Below are 17,284 nucleotides of genomic sequence, written 5' to 3'. Positions count from 1 at the left end.
CATCGACAAGGCCGTTAGAGCTGCGGAAGACGCCTTTTGGATTTATTCGGCGACCACCAGGCAGGAACGCGCAGCGTTCTTGAACCGGATTGCCGACGAAATCGAGGCCAGAGGCGACGCGATTACCGAAATCGGCACCCGCGAAACCGGCCTTCCGGAAGCACGCCTTCAAGGGGAACGCGGGCGGACCACCGGTCAGCTCCGCTTGTTCGCACAGGTCATTGAGGAAGGTGATTATCTGGATCGCCGGTATGACGCAGCCTTGCCGGACCGCGCGCCGCTGCCGCGCCCGGATATCCGTTTGATGCAGCGTCCAGTCGGTCCAGTCGGCGTATTCGGTGCCTCCAATTTTCCGCTCGCCTTTTCGACGGCCGGTGGCGATACGGCATCGGCACTTGCCGCCGGATGTCCTGTAGTCGTGAAGGGGCACCCGGCGCATCCGGGAACCGCTGAAATTGTCGCAGACGCCATTCTGGCGGCGATAGATGCCTGCAACATGCCCAAGGGCGTGTTCAGCCTGGTACAGGGGGCGACGAAGGAAGTCGGTGCCGCGCTGGTGCAGCATCCGCTGATCAAAGCCGTCGGTTTTACCGGTTCACTGGGCGCTGGGCGGGCTCTGTTTGACCTGTGCGCCTCGCGGCCGGAACCAATTCCGTTCTTTGGAGAACTCGGCAGCGTCAATCCGATGTTCCTTCTACCCGAAGCCCTGAATGCGCGCGCGGCGGAGATCGGCAGAGGCTGGGCAGCGTCCCTGACGATGGGAACCGGCCAGTTCTGCACCAATCCGGGCGTTTCGATAGCCATCGAAGGTCCTGAAGCAGAGGCCTGCCTCGAAGCTGCCACGGCGGCACTATCGGAAACCGGCGAACAAGCCATGCTGACGCCGGGCATTGCCGGGGCCTTCTCAAGCGGACAAAAACGCATCGCGGCGACCAGCGGTGTACGGGAAGTGCTGAAGACGAGCTGTTCAACACGCGGAGCTTCGCCTTACCTCTATGCCACGACTGGTGCCGAATGGCTTCAGAACCGTGAACTTGGCGAAGAAGTCTTTGGTCCGCTTGGGATTTTCGTCACGGTCAAGGACTTTGACGAAATGCTCGCGGTTGCCCAGTCCTTCGACGGACAATTGACGGCAACGTTGCATCTGGATGCCGGCGACGAGGACAGTGCCAGAACGCTGTTGCCGATCCTGGAGCGCAAGGCTGGCCGTATTTTGGCAAACGGCTTTCCGACGGGCGTTGAGGTCTGTGATGCCATGGTGCATGGCGGTCCATACCCGGCATCCACCAATTTCGGTGCTACCTCCGTCGGAACAATGGCTATCCGGAGGTTCCTGCGGCCGGTGTCCTATCAAAATCTGCCAGCGGAGATCCTGCCGGCGGATCTGGCCTGAGCCGAACTCTTCGGAAGGTGGACGGCAATTGCCGACCACCTTCCGGTTATGTCAGCGCGGTGCCTTGGTCGCGACGATGCTTTCCGCAATCGCCTTGTTTTCAGACAGCATGTTTCGCATCCGGCTACGGGCAAGCTCCGCTTCGCCGTTTTGGATGGCTTCGGCGACTTCTATATGACGGCGTTCCGTAGTCCTGTCCTCGGGCTCTTCTTTCCGGCCGTCCATGTAGGAAAAGAACAGGACCGCATAGATGAGGCTTTGCAACTGTGACAGCATCAGGTTGCCGCTGGCCTCGAGAATGGTTGCATGAAAGGCGTAGTCCGCAGCAATCATGACATTCTCTCCCAGGTCCGGGTGGATGCTTTGCGCCGCCTTCATGATGGTCTTGCGCTGTTCCGCACTGGCATGCACCGCCGCAAGCGCGGCTGCTTCCGGTTCGAATATCAGCCGCAGGTCCGTGGCTTCCGCATAAAGCCTCGCCGTGTGAGGGCTGTCTTGATCGTGCCACCTGATGACATCCGGGTCGAGCAGGTTCCATTCCTCGAAGGGGCAGACCCTCGAGCCGTAGCGGCGAGCGGTTCTGACAAGGCCCTTGCCGCACAGAACCTTGACCGCCTCCCGTACGACCGTCCTGGAAACGCCAAGCGTTTCAACCAGTTCATCTTCCTTCGGCAGAATATTGCCCGTAGGAAAATCGCCTCGCGCGATACATTTGCCGAGATGTTCCACGGTATCCTTGACCGCTCCTGTCGGAAGAGAGGTCAGGGTTTTGTCGGGAAGTTCAAAAGAACAGGAGGGGTCTTTAATCATTCCGCATACTCGGTTCTCCCGGCGTAGTTGAATTCAGTTCAGTTACGGAGCGACCAATATTCCTTAGCCGTTTTACATTGGAATTAATACGAATGCCAGATCGCGGCGATGGACCGGCCGATGTTACCAACCCAGATTGTCAGGCTCCAATCTGATCAGGCGGCACCGGTTTGCCGGCAAGGCGCGCTGTGCAGCGCAGTGTCCTTGAGATCAGAAGCGGAACATTGCCTCCCGGTCGAATTTTCACCTATCCAGCCCTGTCGATTTTTGCGTTAGGACAAGAGAGGGACAGAACTCCCGGAAAAATTTCTCTCATGGTCAATATGAGAATTGAATTGAATAGGTGATTATTTCTTGGCGTTCCGGAAGTCGAGAGAAGTATATCTTAAATAATTTGTCGCGTCCCCGCTATCGGGGTCTGCACCAAATAACAATTGATTTTTGCCGAAAATTTAGAAAACTTACACAAAGTGCATCCTTGAATCATGCTCTGACCTGTCCGGTTAAATTGAGGTGGTGAATTGACGGGGAAGCGACGTGTTGGTGCGGTCGACGGGAATCGCGTAGTTGTCTTCTTGTCGAATGCGCGACTGACCTTGCGTTCGCGGCACCTTTCGCGACTCTCCGAAAGCCGGACAGCGGAAAGACTGCTTTGTTGGCAATGATGGGCATGTCGTCTGTATCTGTCTGCAGGGCAGCCAAGAAGAAACGGCAAATAGGCACTCCCGGTTTTCCGGTAGCCGATACATAGATTAAGGTGGGCATCTTGAGTTTGAGCGGCAGTACGTCGTTGCCTTACACACCCAAGGAGATGGGCAGAGCAAGTCTGTCCCGCACCTTTATCCTGTATACGCTTGGTCTGTTTGCCATTCTCGGCGTGATATTTGTCGGCATCCTCACAAAAATAACCTGGGACTCGTCGCATGCGCGCGCAATCCGGGTGACGGAAGCCTTTTTCCAGGCAACCAAGCGCCCCTTCGAACGCGCGATCTGGACCGTAAACGCCGATGCCACGCTGCAACTCATTCGCGGACTTGAAAGCCTGGAGGTTGTCGAGAAAGTCTGGGTCGAGACACCGGATACCGGAAATTTTGGTGAACCGGTGATGGGCGCGCGCCGGCAGGAGGCTCTGAGCTATACGTTGAATTCCCCCAGCACCATCCTGCATAAGGATGCCATCGGGAATGTCTATATCCTCATCGATCGCAATACGATCTCCTATGAAATCGTCTCCACGGTCGGGTTCATCGTATCGGCGATCATTATCTACCTTGTTCTCCTGGCAATCGTGATCCGGCTCGTTTTCCGGCGTCTGATCGGACGGCCGCTCTCCGCGATCGTCGAGTACCTGTCGACGCCTCGGCTCATCGAAGACCCTCCGAAGGCCGAACTGATGCCGGGCCGTCATGACGAAATCGGCATTCTGGCCACCAGCCTTCAGGCAATGGTTCAGCGAAGGCATCTGGATTTGCAGAAGATCCAGGAATATCAAACCAATCTTGAAGAGCTTGTCACGCAGCGAACGGAACAGCTCAAGCTGGTTCAGGAAGAACTGATCCAGGCCGATAACCTGGCCGCGCTCGGCGCGCTGGTTGCCGGTGTTTCGCATGAGTTGAACACGCCCCTTGGGAACGCCCTGATGGCGGCAACGACCATCAAGGACGCGACCGGATATGTGAGAAAAGAGCTCGAGGATCAGACCTTGAGCAAGGAGGCGCTCGAAAATGAAGTCGAGCGGATTTCGGACACGGCCAGCATAATCGAGAAGACACTGGGCAGGGCTCGAGAACTTGTCGGCAACTTCCGGCAGGTCGCTGTGGACCGGCAAAGCGAGAAGAAGCGGGTCTTCAATTTCGATCACATCATCCGAGAAACGTTGGCGACACTCCAGCCTACCTTGAAAAAGACCTCCTTCCATATCGATCTGGATCTGAACGCCGATGTCGACATTGACAGTTATCCCGGGGCCGTCAGTCAGCTTGTGTCCAATCTCGTGGAGAATGCGATAAAACACGGGTACGAAGGCCGGAGTGAAGGCAGGATAATGCTGTCTTCAGAAGTTGTTGCCTCAAGGGAGCGCAATCGTGCGGCCGGTCAAAAAATCGTTTTCAAGTGCAGGGACTTCGGTGTTGGTATTCCCGACAAGAATCTGAAAAAAGTTTTCGAACCTTTCTTCACTACGAAATTCGGAAAGGGGGGCTCTGGATTAGGCATGGCGATTTGTTACCAGCTCGTGACGGAAGCACTGAAGGGAACAATTTCGGTTTCTTCTAAAGTGGGTGCCGGAACAGATTTTGCGATCGAGTTTCCGGTCTCCATCCGGCAAGAGTCTGTGTCTGTCGTGAACAAGAAGGTGCATTGACATGGTGATGGACTTTCTTGCGCCTTCCGAACCTGAAGAGAAGACAACTGCCAAGAATCCTTGGAAAATTCTGATCGTCGACGACGATCCGGATGTTCATGAAGTGACCAGGATTGCCGTTGCCGGATGCCAGTTCGAAGGACGGAATTTTGAATTGCTTCATGCGCTCTCGGCCCAGGAAGCGCGCCAGGTTTTTTTTGATCATGACGATATCGCCGTGGCGCTGGTCGATGTGGTGATGGAAAACGATACGGCCGGCCTGGGGTTGGTCGGATGGATACGTTCGGAACTTGGCAACCGCTTTACCCGGCTTATCCTGCGCACCGGACAGCCCGGTTATGCCCCGCAAACCGATGTCATCATGAAATTCGATATCGATGGATATGCGGAAAAGGCAGAACTCTCCAGAACAAAGCTGATCACGGCCATCGTTGCGGCCTTGCGCGGCTACAAACTGGTCATGTCTCTGGAGACCAACCGCAGAAAACTGAAGCAGCTCAACACCCATTTCGCTGCGATTGTTGAGAAGAACGCCCTTAGCGATTTTGCTTCGGCAGTGTTGCGGCACTTTAACGATCTGGTCGAGCAGCCCCTCGATTGCCTTCTTTGCGGCCTGGATTCCCTGCCGGACTACGGGGCATACGACAGATCCAACATACGAGTTCTGGCCGCGACGGGGATATTCGAAAGCAAGACCGACCTTCCTGTCGATGTGCTTGACGACGATGTTATTCGCAAAGCGGTGAACCTGTGTGTGGATACACAGGTCACCCAGTCGCTGGCAGAAGGGGTTGCCTTGCCACTCGTGACCCGCAACGGCATGACGGGAGCGTTGTTCGTCAGCATGCCTTTGAAGCAGCTTGAGGAGCTTGTCGGCTCGGAAGTCATTCAGCTTTTTGTCTCCAATGTTTCACTCGGATACGAGAAGACCGGTTTGCTGGAGCATATCCGCGACCTTGCCTATGTGGACCGGGTGACGGGGTTATCGACCTTTTCCGGGTTCATAGAGACCTTCCAGCGTTACGCAGCCGCAAGTACGCCTCTTCTGGTCGTACATTCGGACATTCAACGGTTCAGGGTAATCGTCGACGGCATCGGGGATGACCAGGCTGCGGCTGTTTTGAAGAAAACCGGACACAGGCTGTCGCAGATCTTCCCGGATGCGCTGACGATTGCCCGCAAGGAAAAGGACGAGTTCCTCATACTCCTGAAAGGTGGCGGGGCCAACAGGGTTCAGGACATCGTTGCCCGTGTAGAGGATGCCTTTCAGGATCCGATCACGCTGGACGACAACCAGATGACCTTGCGCATGCGGCTTGGGTTTGCCACTGCGGAAGAAGTGTTGAGCCAGGAGGCCGAGCAACTGGTGAGGTTCGCGTCCATTGCCTTGAACGATGTGCGGCAGAAAGGATTGACGAACCACGCGGTTTTCCATCCCCTGATGCAGGAAGCCGCATTTGAGCGGCTGCGTCTGGCATCGCTCCTGACAGGAGCTGCCAACCAGACCGAATTTTTCATGCATTACCAGCCGATCATGCAGGCGCAGGATGAGAAAATTGCCTCCTTCGAAGCGTTGATGCGGTTCCGCAGCCAGTCGGGAAACTTTCTGAATACCGCGCGTATGATCGAGGCAGCCGAAGCCAGCGGGCAGATCTCCGAGGTTGGAGCCTGGATGTTCAAGACCGCCTTCTCGGAATTCAGCAAGTTCTCGGGCATATCCGACACAGTCCGGCTGAACGTGAACCTGTCGCCACGCCAAGTCCAGACAAACAGGATCTACAAGGACATCGAGGATGCGGTTTCGTCCGCTGAACTGCCGTTGCACAGGCTGGTTTTTGAAGTTACGGAAGGGCTGTTCCTGAGCAACGATCAGGTAACGCTGTCGCTGCTCACATGGCTGCGCAACAAGGGCGCGCGCGTGGTGATCGACGACTTCGGCACCGGCTATTCCTCCTTCAGCTACCTGCGCAAGCTGCCGGTAGACGGGATCAAGATCGACCGCAGCTTCATCATGAACATGGATCAGGACGCCGACGCGCTGGCAGTCGTGAAATCCATCATTGCCGTCGCGCAGGCTCTGGATCTCAGCGTTACGGCCGAAGGTGTAGAGACGGCCGCCCAGCGGAAAATCATGCGGGAACTGCACTGCGACTACCTGCAGGGTTACCTTTATTCCAAGCCTTTGGGCGAGGACGATCTGGCCGGGTTCATACAGGAAGCGGGGAGCCGGGGTTTTTCTTTCGATTAGGAACGCCCTTATGTTCGCCCCTTCGGGGAACAATGCGGGACGCGGGGAGGCAGCCGCGGCTTGACGAGTCAGTTGCCCGGTCTGCCGGGGCCGAAACCGCTGTTGCCGTGGGTCTCACGGGTACGAACTGCATTCTCTTTCATTTAAGCGATTGAAATTTTGTGGCGAACACGCTCTCATATCGAAAAGCGTTTTCGTTCGACGCGGTCCGGCGTTGAGCACCAACCAAGTCATTGCCAGTGATTGCCAATAAACGGCAAGGGGAGAATTTGCATGGACATGAACGGCTCCCACAGGATACCTGCCGATCGGGAAACCGTTTGGGCGGCCTTGAACGATCCGGAAATACTGAAGGCCTGCATTCCGGGCTGCGAAAGCCTGGAAAAGACGTCAGACACGGAGATGACCGCCGCAGTCACATCGAAGATCGGCCCGGTCAAAGCCAAGTTCAAAGGCTCGGTCACGCTTGAGAATATCAATCCGCCGGAAAGCTACACCATCGCGGGTGAGGGCAAAGGAGGCGTTGCCGGATTTGCCAAGGGATCCGCCGACGTCAAGTTGACGGAAGAAGGAGACGAGACAGTTCTCTCCTATGAGGCCAAGGCTCAGGTCGGCGGCAAACTGGCGCAGCTCGGCAGCAGGCTGATCGATTCTACGGCAAAGAAGATGGCCGAGGAGTTTTTTTCCAAGTTCTCGGAAATGGTTGGCGGCGAGACCGCCGGGAGCGATGCCGGCGAGAGGGATCTGGACGCAGGTCTGGCGGAGGAAGCCAAGCGGATTGCCATCGAAGATGCACCCGGGGAGGTGATCCACGCAATCGAAGAAGCCGAACACGCGGTGGAGGAGACTATCCACAAGGCGGAAGAGAACCTGGAAGCTGCAGCCGGGCGGAATGCGTTTGGAGGTCCCGTCGTCTGGGGACTTGTTTTACTTGGGGTCCTGATACTGGTGCTCGCTCTTGCGAGTTGACCCGTATGGCTCAACTTTGAAATGATCCGGTTCTGACGGTTTTCGCCAGAACCATTTCAAACAAATGAATGGGTGCTGACCCTAAAAAACACGGTGACAAGCCGGAATGTGTTCGGGGCAAGACCCGGAGAAATTCATGAGGGAGAGAAATTCATGTCGAAAGTAACGATGGTCTTGAACGGCAAGACGGTTTCGGCGGATGTCGAAGACCGTACGCTTCTCGTGTCGTTCATCCGGGAGGTCCGGACCCTGACGGGCACCCATGTGGGGTGCGACACCTCGCAATGCGGTGCCTGTGTGGTCCACGTCAACGGCAAGGCCGTGAAGTCGTGCACGATGCTTGCGGCCCAGGCCGATGGTGCCGAAGTCGTTACGGTTGAGGGATTGGCTTCCGGTGGCGAGTTGCATCCGGTTCAGGCCGCTTTCCGGGAGCATCACGGGCTTCAGTGCGGCTTCTGTACGCCGGGTATGATCATGACGGCGGTCGACATGATCAACCGTCATGGTGCGGGCAATCTGGACGAGGCCACCATACGGCATGAGCTGGAGGGCAATATCTGCCGTTGCACCGGCTATCACAACATCGTCAAGGCGATCAAGGCAGCGTCCGACCAGATGGCCGGCATGGCTCAGGCCGCCGAATAATTCCGGTTTTGGGGCGCGGAGTACTTCGCGCCGCGCGCAAGCGGGACCAGTCAGCGGAACGCGCCGGGAGGAGAACGGCCGTTCGAGCTGTCCGCCAGGTTCAGCTTCACGGATTTTGCCGTTACCGGGTTATCGGGGTGCGGCGAGAGCAGGTTTTCCGGTCAAGGCGGGCCGGGTCAAGGTTTTAGGGAGAGAGACGATGGCAGTTGAGGGGATCGGCGCCCGGGCGCTTCGCAAGGAAGACAAGCGCTTCATCACGGGCAAAGGGCAATATACCGACGACATGGTGATGCCGGGCATGGGCTATGCGGCCTTCGTGCGGTCGCCGCATGCGCATGCAAAGGTCACGAATATTGACGCGAGTGCAGCATTGGCGATGCCGGGGGTGGATGCGGTTCTGACCGGTGATCAGCTTGTCGGTGACGGGGTTGGAAACCTGATCTGCGGGTGGATGATCCACTCCAAGGACGGAACGCCGATGAAGATGGGCGGCTGGCGTGCGCTGGAACCGGAAATCGTGCGGCATGTGGGCCAGGCGGTTGCGGTCGTGGTGGCCGATACCCAGGCACAGGCCCGCGATGCAGCAGATGCTGTGGTGGTGGATTACGAAGAACTGCCTGCTGTGGTCGACGCCGTCGACGCCATGCAACCGGGAGCTCCGCAGATCCATCCGGAAGCGGAAGGCAACCTGATCTATGATTGGGAAATCGGCGACGAGGCAGCGGTGAACGCCGCCTTCGACAAAGCCGCTCACGTTACCCGCATGGAAATCCGCAACAACCGGCTCGTGCCGAACCCGATGGAGCCGCGGGCAGCCCTGGCCGGCTATAACGAGGCGGAGGAGCATTATACGCTCTATACCACCTCGCAGAACCCGCATGTGGCCCGTCTGGTGCTGTCGGCCTTCTACAACATCGCGCCGGAACACAAGCTGCGGGTGATCGCGCCGGATGTCGGCGGCGGCTTCGGCTCGAAGATCTACATATATCCGGAAGAGATGGTGTGCCTTTGGGCATCCAAGCGGGTCGGCCGCCCGGTCAAGTGGGTTTCCGACCGGACGGAAGCGTTCCTTACCGATGCGCATGGCCGCGATCATCATTCGGAAGCCGAGCTTGCTCTGGACGCCGACAACAAGATTATCGGCCTTCGCGTGAAAACGATTGCCAATCTCGGCGCCTATATGTCGTTGTTCTCGTCGTCGGTGCCGACCTACCTCTATGCGACGCTTTTGTCGGGCCAGTACGACATTCCGGCAATCCACGCGAACGTGAAGACGGTCTATACCAACACAACGCCGGTGGATGCCTATCGCGGTGCCGGCCGTCCGGAAGCCACTTATCTTCTGGAACGGCTAATGGAGACCGCAGCGCGGGAAGTAGGGTTGTCTCCGGCGGACTTCCGCCGGAAAAACTTCATCCGGTCCTTCCCGCATCAGACACCTGTGATCATGTGTTATGACGCAGGCGATTATGATGCGACCCTGGATGCGGCGCTTGCCGCGGCCGATTACAACGGCTTTGCCGCCCGCAAGGCCGAGGCCGCCTCGCGTGGCAAGCTGCGCGGCATTGGGCTCTCCTGTTATATCGAGGCTTGCGGCATCGCGCCGTCGGCCGCGGTCGGTTCACTTGGAGCCGGTGTCGGGCTTTGGGAGTCTGCGGAAGTTCGCGTGAACCCTGTCGGTACGGTGGAAGTACTCACCGGTTCGCACAGCCATGGCCAGGGCCATGAAACCACTTTCGCACAGCTCATCTGCGAACGTTTCGGTCTCGACAGCGATGCCGTTTCCATCGTTCACGGCGACACGGACAAGGTCCAGTTCGGCATGGGCACCTACGGTTCACGGTCCGGGGCTGTTGGCATGTCGGCGATCGTCAAGGCGCTCGACAAGGTCGAGGCCAAGGCGAAGAAGATCGCAGCTCACCTGATGGAGGCCTCTGAAGGCGATATCCAGATCGAGGGAGGCGAGCTGAAGGTCGCAGGAACAGACAAGAAGTTGAGTTTCACCGAGGTGGCGCTTGCGGCCTACACGGCACACAACCTGCCAGAAGGCATGGAACCGGGATTGAAGGAAGGCGCATTCTACGATCCGACCAACTTCACATTCCCGGCCGGGACCTATGTCTGCGAGGTCGAGGTCGATCCGGAAACAGGAACCACGGAAATCGTCAACTTTGTAGCGGCTGACGATTTCGGCAACATCATCAACCCGATGATCGTGGAGGGACAGGTTCATGGCGGAATCACGCAGGGGATCGGTCAGGCTATGCTTGAAAACGCGTCCTATGACGAGACCGGCCAGCTTCTGACGGCTTCCTACATGGACTACACAATGCCTCGGGCGGACGATGTGCCTTCCTACAACCTGTCGACCCATGTAACGGCCTGCCCGGGCAACCCGCTCGGCATGAAGGGCTGCGGGGAGGCCGGTGCCATCGGGTCTCCGCCGGCTGTGATCAACGCCATCACGGATGCGATCGGCAACAACGCCCTGACCATGCCGGCTTCGCCGGAAAAAGTCTGGGCCCTGTGCCAGGCCGGCATGAAGCAGGCTGCAGAGTGACTGACCTTGGATGAGGGATCTTCGGGCGGGACTATCCCGCCCGCCATTGACAGACTGATTTTGGGGGAGACCCGACATGTATGAAACGACTTATCACCGCGCAGGATCCGTTGCCGAGGCGACAGATCTGCTCGCGAAATCCGACGACGGCAAGTTTCTGGGTGGGGGCCAGACATTGCTTCCGACCATGAAGCAACGGCTGGCAGCTCCCAGCGATCTTGTCGATGTCACCAGAATACCGGAGATGAACGGCATCAGCGCGGACGGCGACGGCATTTCCGTCGGTGCGGCGACAACCCACGCGGAAGTCGCAAACTCCGATCTGGTGAAGCAGAAACTGCCTGGTCTGGCTTCGCTTGCCGGCGGGATCGGTGACCCTGCGGTTCGTCACATGGGAACCATTGGTGGCTCGATTGCCAACAACGATCCGGCAGCCGATTATCCGGCGGCTCTGGTTGCCCTCGGGGCGACAGTCGTTACCAGCAAGCGGCAGCTTGCGGCGGAAGACTTCTTCACCGGACTGTTCGAAACGGCTCTGGACGAAGACGAGGTGGTCGTGTCGGTGAAGTTTCCGGCGGCGGCGGCCAGCGCCTATTCCAAATATCCGAACCCGGCGTCCCGCTATGCCATGGCAGGGGTATTTGTCGCCAAGGGTACTGACGGTTCGGTCAAGGTGGCCGTCACCGGTGCCGGTCAGGACGGTGTGTTCCGGATGAACGCCATGGAGTCGGCACTCGGTGCCAACTTCGGCCCGGACGCGGTCGCCGGCATTGCTCCGGACGCGGGTAATCTCCTTTCCGACCTTCACGGTTCAGCCGATTACCGTGCCAATCTTGTCACCGTTATGGCCAAGCGTGCCGTCGCTGCGGCAAGCTGAGCGCCAATCCTATTTTCGAAACCCGGCGGAAATCCTGCCGGGTTTCATTTTATTTTTTGTGTGTTTTGTTCATTCCTGTCGTCTTCCTCCCAGAACACCGGGTAATATGCAGGCCAGGTCCTGACCCGGGTTGAGAGATCCGGCTTTTTCCCGGGGCACCGTCAGGAACTGGAGAATGGTTGCCATCTGCGTATGGTGCCCGGCCGCTCTTGGCATGGTGTCGGTGATGCGGGCAACGACAGGAACGTTCAGTTGAATTTATGTAAGGCTCCGAGCTGCGAATGACCGGCACAAGGCAACGTAGTGCAAAGACCAGCGCGGACCGTGACAATCCGGTCGCGATGGCTTTCCGACCTGTCAGAAGCGCCTTTCTTGGAGTTGCTCTGGTCAGTTTTGTCATCAATATCCTGATGCTGACCGGACCTGTCTTCATGCTTCAGGTTTATGACAGGGTTCTGGCCAGCGGCTCCGTGCCGACACTGGTGGCGATCGGAACCCTGGCGATGGTGCTTTACGTTTTCTACGGGCTTCTTGAGGGCGTCCGCTCGCGCATCCTGGCCCGGCTTGGGCAACGTGTCGATGCCCGGTTGTCCGGCATTGTCTACCGGGTCTCCAACAGTTTGCCTGTCAAACTCGGACGAAGGGCCGCAGGCCTGCGGCCGGTTCAGGATCTCGACACAGTCCGTCAGTTTCTTTCGGGACCGGGGCCTGCCGCCATTTTCGACATTCCCTGGTTGCCGCTTTATCTGGGCATCGTATTTTTGTTCCACCCTATTCTCGGGTTCGTCGGTATTTTTGGTGCGATCGTCATCTGCATCCTGATCTGGCTGAACGAGATGATGTCCCGCCAGCCCGCGGAAGAAGCCGCCGGACATGCCGCCAGACGCGCCGCCGACGTGGAGGTCGGGCAACGCAATTCCGAAGTCGTGGCGGCTATGGGCATGCAATCCGCCCTGACGTCGAGATGGAACGGCCAGAACGCGGACTACCTGTCGACCCAGCGGCGAGCTGCTGACCGGACCGGTTTGTTCGGCACCGCGATCAAGACGATCCGCTTCGTGCTTCAGTCCGCCTTGTTGGGTGTTGGTGCCTGGCTTGCCATCAAGCAGGAGATCACGCCGGGCGTGATGATCGCGGCGTCGATCATGACGTCCCGCGCGCTCTCGCCGATAGAGCAGGCCGTTGCGCAATGGCGCGGCTTTGTCGCCAGCAGGCAGTCTCTGCGGCGGCTACGGGAAGTGTTGAAGGTGGAGCAGAGCGAAGCCAGCAAGATGGATCTGCCGGCACCGAAGGGCAAGATAACCGTAGAGCAGCTCTTTTGCGGTCCATTCGGAGAACCGACGCCTTTCGTGCAGAATGTTTCGCTCGAATTACAGTCCGGGGAGGGCCTTGGTGTCATCGGACCGTCCGGATCCGGCAAGTCCACCTTTGCCCGGGCGCTCGTTGGTGCCGTTGCTCCCCTGAAAGGCGTCGTGCGCTATGACGGTGCGGAGCTGGGCCAGTGGCCGAGCGCCAGGCGCGGGGAGTTCATCGGCTACCTGCCACAGGATCTGCAGCTCTTCGATGGTACCATTGCGGAAAACATTTCCAGATTTCAGGCGGATGCCTCATCGGAGATGATCATTGAGGCTGCCGGACTCGCAGATGTCCACAACCTGATCGTGGGGTTGCCGGATGGATACAACACGGTCATCGGGCGTTCGGGGCGTATGCTGTCGGCCGGTCAGCGCCAGCGCATCGCGCTGGCCAGAGCGCTATACGGCAATCCGTTTCTGGTGGTGCTCGATGAGCCAAATTCCAACCTTGACGCGGAAGGTGACGGAGCGTTGGCGAATGCGGTGCGGACCATGCGTGAAAGAGGTTCCATCGTCGTGGTTGTCGCCCATCGGCCGAGCGCGATTGCCACGGTCGACAAGATTCTCTGTCTGAAGGAAGGCAAGGTGGCCGGATTCGGTCCGAAGGAAGAAGTGCTCAAACAGGTGGTTCAGGCCGTGCAGCCTGTTCGCGCCGGCCTCAGGCCGGGAGGTTGATATGCCGGATTCCAGGCTCCAGAACCAACAGTCAAACGTAACGGAAGGCGCAGACGATCAGCTGCGCAGGACAGTGCGGAACCATCTGCTGTTTTCTCTTCTTCTGGTCGTCATCGTGGTCGGTGGCATCGGTGGCTGGATGGCCATGACCGAGATCTCCGGCGCTGTCGTTTCCTCCGGCACGGTGGTGGTCGAGGGCAACATCAAGCAGGTGCAGCACCGGGAAGGCGGCATCGTTCGCGTTATCAAGGTCAGGGAAGGGGATCTGGTAGAAGCCGGAGATCTCCTCATCAGCCTCGACGACACAGTAACCCGCGCAAATCTGTCCGTTATTACCAAGCAGCTTCGGGAACTGACAGCACAGGAACACCGGCTGGAAGCCGAACGGGACGACCTCCGGGAAATTTCCTGGCCAGAAGAACGACGCGGCAATCTCGGCGACATTGAGCGTAGCCAGCAAATGCTTCTCGAAGCCCGGTTGAATTCCAAGGAAGGGCGCAAGAATCAGCTTGAGGAGCAGATCCGCCAGTTCAACAAGCAAAGCGAGGGACTGGAAGCCCAGGTCGCTGCAAAGGAGTCCGAGATCGAATTGATCAAGGACGAATTGAGCGACCTGGACAAGTTGCTGACCAAGCAGCTTGTTTCAAAGAGCCGTGTGACCGCGCTGCGTCGCGAGAAGGCGCGCCTGGAGGGGCAATACGGCGACCTGATCGCACAGATCGCGCGGACCAAAGAAGCCATCAGTGAGCGGAGAATTCAGATCCTTCAGATCGAGGAGGCCTATAGAGCGGACGTTCTGGAACGGTTTCAGGAAGTCCGATCCCGCATCGCCCAATTGGAAGAACAGAAAATTGCGGCCGAGGACGAACTCACCCGGGTCGACATATTGGCTCCCCGCAACGGCTATGTGCACCAGCTTTCTACCCACACCATCGGCGGTGTGATCGCACCGGGTGAAACCGTCATGCACATCGTGCCGCGAGAGGATCAGCTTATTGTGGAAGCCAAGGTCCGGCCCGTAGATATCGACCAGATGGCACCGGGACAGGAGGCACGGGTGCGGTTTCCGAGTTTCGACCGCCGGACCACCCCGGAACTGAATGCAAGACTGCTGACCGTGTCCGCCGATCTGGATGAAGACGAGCGGACGGGAGCAAGTTTTTATATTGCCCGCCTTGTGATCGAGGACAAGGAACTCGAAAAACTAGGCAACCAGTCGCTCGTGCCGGGAATGCCGGTAGAAACATTCCTGAAGACCGGTGATCGCACGGTTCTCAGCTATCTGGTCAAACCTGTGGTCGACCAGATCGCGCATGCACTGCGCGAGCGGTAGAGCGGTTGCCGACTGCCGCAATCAAAGGATGATGACCGGAACTGTGGCGCCCGCCGCTTCAGCTGGTGCATGCGGCGGCCTGACAATCAGGGCGCCGGAAGTCGACAGCAGCCGCAGCATGGAACTATCCTGCCTCGAGAAGGGCGTTGCCACCAGCCTGCCGTCCGGGTCTTCCGCAAGGGTTGCCCTCACATAGTCCTGCCGGCGGTCGTTTTCCGGCAGGTCTGCGCCGAGAAGGGCAAGTTTGTTGTCCGCCGGTGTCGCGCTATTGCCGAGCATTTTCTGCAGAAGGGGTTTCAGGAACAAAAGGCCGCAAACCAAACTGGAAACGGGATTACCCGGAAGTCCGAGGACCTTGGTCTTTCCGAGCCGTCCGGCCATCAGCGGTTTGCCGGGGCGCATGGCGATGCGCCAGAACGCCAGATCCATGCCCTCCTGACCGAGCACGTCCTGCACCAGGTCGTGATCGCCGACGGAAGCGCCACCAAGTGTCACCAGGACATCCGCTTTTTGGGAGATCGCCCTGCGAACGTGATTGGCGAGGTCGACAGGGTCATCGCGCGAGATGCCGAGATCCAGCGGTTCACCACCGCAATCCTCCACAAGCGCCGCGATGCCGGCATGGTTGGAGGCGATGATCTGGTCGGGGCCCGGTTTCGTGCCCGGGCGCACGAGTTCGTCACCCGTTGCAAGAATGGCGACTTTCGGCTTTCGCCTGACCGGCAATTCGGCATGGTTCATGGCTGCGGCAAGCGCCAGATGCCGGTAGGCCAATTGAAGTGGCGGCGACAGCAAAACTTCGCCTTCTGCGAAGTCGAGCCCGGCAGGACGAACAAAGGCACCCTTGGCCGGATTGTCCAGCAAGGTGATATCGTCGCCAGTCTGCTCCGCGTTTTCCTGAATAAGGATCGTGTCGGCACCTTCGGGAACCGGAGCGCCGGTGAAGATGCGTACGGCCTGGCCCTTCGAAACCGTTCCGGTAAATCTGTGACCGGCGGGCGCTTCGCCGATGACCGTCAATTTGGCCCGCGCGTCAGCGATGTCTTCATGGCGGATCGCGTATCCGTCCATGGCAGAGGCGGCGAACGGCGGTTGCGTGCGCGTCGCACTGAGCGGCTCCGCCAGAAATCGGCCGTTTGCCTGTTCCAGCGGAACAAGCGCCGTTTCAAGCGGAGAAACATCAGAAAGCAATTTTTCGAGTGCCTCGGAAACCGGCATCAGGCTCATCAGGTGCCACCTTCGCTGCCATCTTCGGCCAGTGTCCAATGGCCCGATTTGCCGCCAGCCTTCTCCACCAGGCGGATATCTCCGATTACCATGCCGCGGTCGACGGCCTTTGCCATATCGTAGATGGTGAGGCACGTCAGGGAGCAGGCGGTGAGGGCCTCCATTTCGACACCTGTCTGGCCGCTGACCTTCGTCGTAGCGGTCACGATCAGGCCCGGCAAGGTTTCGTCCGCCTCGATGTCAACCGTCACCTTCGACAACATCAACGGATGGCAGAGCGGAATAAGTTCATGCGTCCGCTTGGCCGCCAGGATGCCGGCGATCCGGGCTGTGCCGATGACGTCACCCTTCTTGGCATTTCCGGACTGGATCAGCTCCAGCGTTTCCGGCCGCATGGTCACCGAACCTCTGGCAACGGCGATCCGGCTTGAAACGTCCTTGGAGGAGACGTCAACCATGTTGGCGGCGCCGCCTTCATCAAGATGGGTCAGTTTGGCATTACTTGCGGACATGGCGCGTCTAAACCGCTTCGGACAGGGAAGGGCGCGCCAGCAGCGTCCTTGTGGCCCCGGCCACGTCGTCCTGACGCATCAGGCTTTCGCCGATCAGAAATGTGGAAATTCCAACCTTGTACATGCGGCCGAGATCGGCCGGGGTGAACAGGCCGGACTCTCCGACGACAATACGGTCTGACGGCACCTGCGGCGCCAGTTCCTCGCTGGTTTCCAGTTTCGTCTCGAAGGTCTTGAGATTGCGGTTGTTGATACCGACAAGGCGGGAGGACAGTTTCAAAGCCCGTTCCAGTTCTTCCGAGTCGTGAACTTCCAGGA

12 protein-coding genes and 1 pseudogene are annotated in these 17,284 nt (G+C 58.5%); 9 read left to right on the top strand and 4 right to left on the bottom strand.

Annotation, left to right across the window (positions count from 1 at the left end; genetic code table 11):
- A partial coding sequence (locus ACQY7U_RS12685) for an aldehyde dehydrogenase (NADP(+)) (RefSeq protein WP_428644961.1) occupies nucleotides 1-1,393 on the top strand: 1,393 nt, incomplete at its 5' end.
- A 51-nt stretch (nucleotides 1,394-1,444) separates the two neighbouring features.
- Here ACQY7U_RS12685 and ACQY7U_RS12680 read toward each other — a convergent pair.
- Nucleotides 1,445-2,203, bottom strand: coding sequence for a FadR/GntR family transcriptional regulator (locus ACQY7U_RS12680; protein ID WP_428644960.1), 759 nt, complete (start codon nucleotides 2,201-2,203; stop codon nucleotides 1,445-1,447).
- Between the two features lie 766 nt (nucleotides 2,204-2,969).
- On the opposite strand from ACQY7U_RS12680, the gene ACQY7U_RS12675 reads away from it, so the two are divergent.
- The 8 genes from ACQY7U_RS12675 (at nucleotide 2,970) to ACQY7U_RS12640 (ending at nucleotide 15,227) form a co-directional block, all read left to right on the top strand.
- Nucleotides 2,970-4,565 (top strand): sensor histidine kinase, encoded by a 1,596-nt coding sequence (locus ACQY7U_RS12675; protein ID WP_428644958.1) that lies wholly within the window; start codon nucleotides 2,970-2,972, stop codon nucleotides 4,563-4,565.
- A gap of 1 nt (nucleotide 4,566) precedes the next feature.
- A complete protein-coding gene (locus ACQY7U_RS12670) occupies nucleotides 4,567-6,813 on the top strand; it encodes an EAL domain-containing protein (protein ID WP_428644957.1) in 2,247 nt (748 codons plus the stop codon).
- 273 nt (nucleotides 6,814-7,086) lie between these two features.
- On the top strand, nucleotides 7,087-7,782 hold the full coding sequence (locus ACQY7U_RS12665; RefSeq protein ID WP_428644955.1) for an SRPBCC family protein: 696 nt from the start codon (nucleotides 7,087-7,089) through the stop codon (nucleotides 7,780-7,782).
- Between the two features lie 153 nt (nucleotides 7,783-7,935).
- Nucleotides 7,936-8,427 (top strand): (2Fe-2S)-binding protein, encoded by a 492-nt coding sequence (locus ACQY7U_RS12660; RefSeq protein ID WP_428644953.1) that lies wholly within the window; start codon nucleotides 7,936-7,938, stop codon nucleotides 8,425-8,427.
- Nucleotides 8,428-8,626: 199 nt separating this feature from the next.
- A complete protein-coding gene (locus tag ACQY7U_RS12655) occupies nucleotides 8,627-10,987 on the top strand; it encodes a xanthine dehydrogenase family protein molybdopterin-binding subunit (protein WP_428644951.1) in 2,361 nt (786 codons plus the stop codon).
- Between the two features lie 76 nt (nucleotides 10,988-11,063).
- On the top strand, nucleotides 11,064-11,864 hold the full coding sequence (locus ACQY7U_RS12650; protein ID WP_428644950.1) for an FAD binding domain-containing protein: 801 nt from the start codon (nucleotides 11,064-11,066) through the stop codon (nucleotides 11,862-11,864).
- Nucleotides 11,865-12,145: 281 nt separating this feature from the next.
- Nucleotides 12,146-13,894, top strand: a complete 1,749-nt coding sequence (locus tag ACQY7U_RS12645) for a type I secretion system permease/ATPase (RefSeq protein ID WP_428644949.1) — start codon at nucleotides 12,146-12,148, stop codon at nucleotides 13,892-13,894.
- A gap of 1 nt (nucleotide 13,895) precedes the next feature.
- Complete coding sequence (locus ACQY7U_RS12640; protein ID WP_428644947.1) at nucleotides 13,896-15,227, top strand: HlyD family type I secretion periplasmic adaptor subunit; 1,332 nt, start codon at nucleotides 13,896-13,898, stop codon at nucleotides 15,225-15,227.
- Between the two features lie 21 nt (nucleotides 15,228-15,248).
- Here the strand turns inward: ACQY7U_RS12640 and ACQY7U_RS12635 are convergent, their stop codons facing one another.
- From ACQY7U_RS12635 to ACQY7U_RS12625, 3 genes and pseudogenes are all read right to left on the bottom strand, one after another.
- Entirely contained in the window at nucleotides 15,249-16,454 is a 1,206-nt protein-coding gene (locus ACQY7U_RS12635; protein WP_428644945.1) for a molybdopterin molybdotransferase MoeA, read from the bottom strand.
- Complete coding sequence (gene moaC, locus ACQY7U_RS12630) at nucleotides 16,454-16,966, bottom strand: cyclic pyranopterin monophosphate synthase MoaC (protein ID WP_428644943.1); 513 nt, start codon at nucleotides 16,964-16,966, stop codon at nucleotides 16,454-16,456. Before moaC ends, ACQY7U_RS12635 begins: the two co-directional genes overlap by 1 nt.
- Nucleotides 16,967-16,973: 7 nt before the next feature.
- Nucleotides 16,974-17,284 (bottom strand): annotated as a pseudogene (locus tag ACQY7U_RS12625) (indole-3-glycerol phosphate synthase TrpC); the annotation flags it as partial.

Source organism: Roseibium sp. (assembly GCF_050301095.1).
Classification (GTDB): Bacteria; Pseudomonadota; Alphaproteobacteria; order Rhizobiales; family Stappiaceae; genus Roseibium.
This window is presented reverse-complemented; position numbering and strand designations above follow the sequence as displayed.

What these genes read in the sequence shown, in the direction of transcription:
- ACQY7U_RS12655 (WP_428644951.1), top strand. Translation starts at nt 8,627, where the DNA reads ATGGCAGTTGAGGGGATCGGCGCCCGGGCGCTTCGCAAGGAAGACAAG.
- ACQY7U_RS12680 (WP_428644960.1), bottom strand. Translation starts at nt 2,203, where the DNA reads ATGATTAAAGACCCCTCCTGTTCTTTTGAACTTCCCGACAAAACCCTG.
- ACQY7U_RS12640 (WP_428644947.1), top strand. Translation starts at nt 13,896, where the DNA reads ATGCCGGATTCCAGGCTCCAGAACCAACAGTCAAACGTAACGGAAGGC.
- moaC (WP_428644943.1), bottom strand. Translation starts at nt 16,966, where the DNA reads ATGTCCGCAAGTAATGCCAAACTGACCCATCTTGATGAAGGCGGCGCC.
- ACQY7U_RS12635 (WP_428644945.1), bottom strand. Translation starts at nt 16,454, where the DNA reads ATGAGCCTGATGCCGGTTTCCGAGGCACTCGAAAAATTGCTTTCTGAT.
- ACQY7U_RS12645 (WP_428644949.1), top strand. Translation starts at nt 12,146, where the DNA reads ATGACCGGCACAAGGCAACGTAGTGCAAAGACCAGCGCGGACCGTGAC.
- ACQY7U_RS12665 (WP_428644955.1), top strand. Translation starts at nt 7,087, where the DNA reads ATGGACATGAACGGCTCCCACAGGATACCTGCCGATCGGGAAACCGTT.
- ACQY7U_RS12670 (WP_428644957.1), top strand. Translation starts at nt 4,567, where the DNA reads ATGGTGATGGACTTTCTTGCGCCTTCCGAACCTGAAGAGAAGACAACT.
- ACQY7U_RS12660 (WP_428644953.1), top strand. Translation starts at nt 7,936, where the DNA reads ATGTCGAAAGTAACGATGGTCTTGAACGGCAAGACGGTTTCGGCGGAT.
- ACQY7U_RS12650 (WP_428644950.1), top strand. Translation starts at nt 11,064, where the DNA reads ATGTATGAAACGACTTATCACCGCGCAGGATCCGTTGCCGAGGCGACA.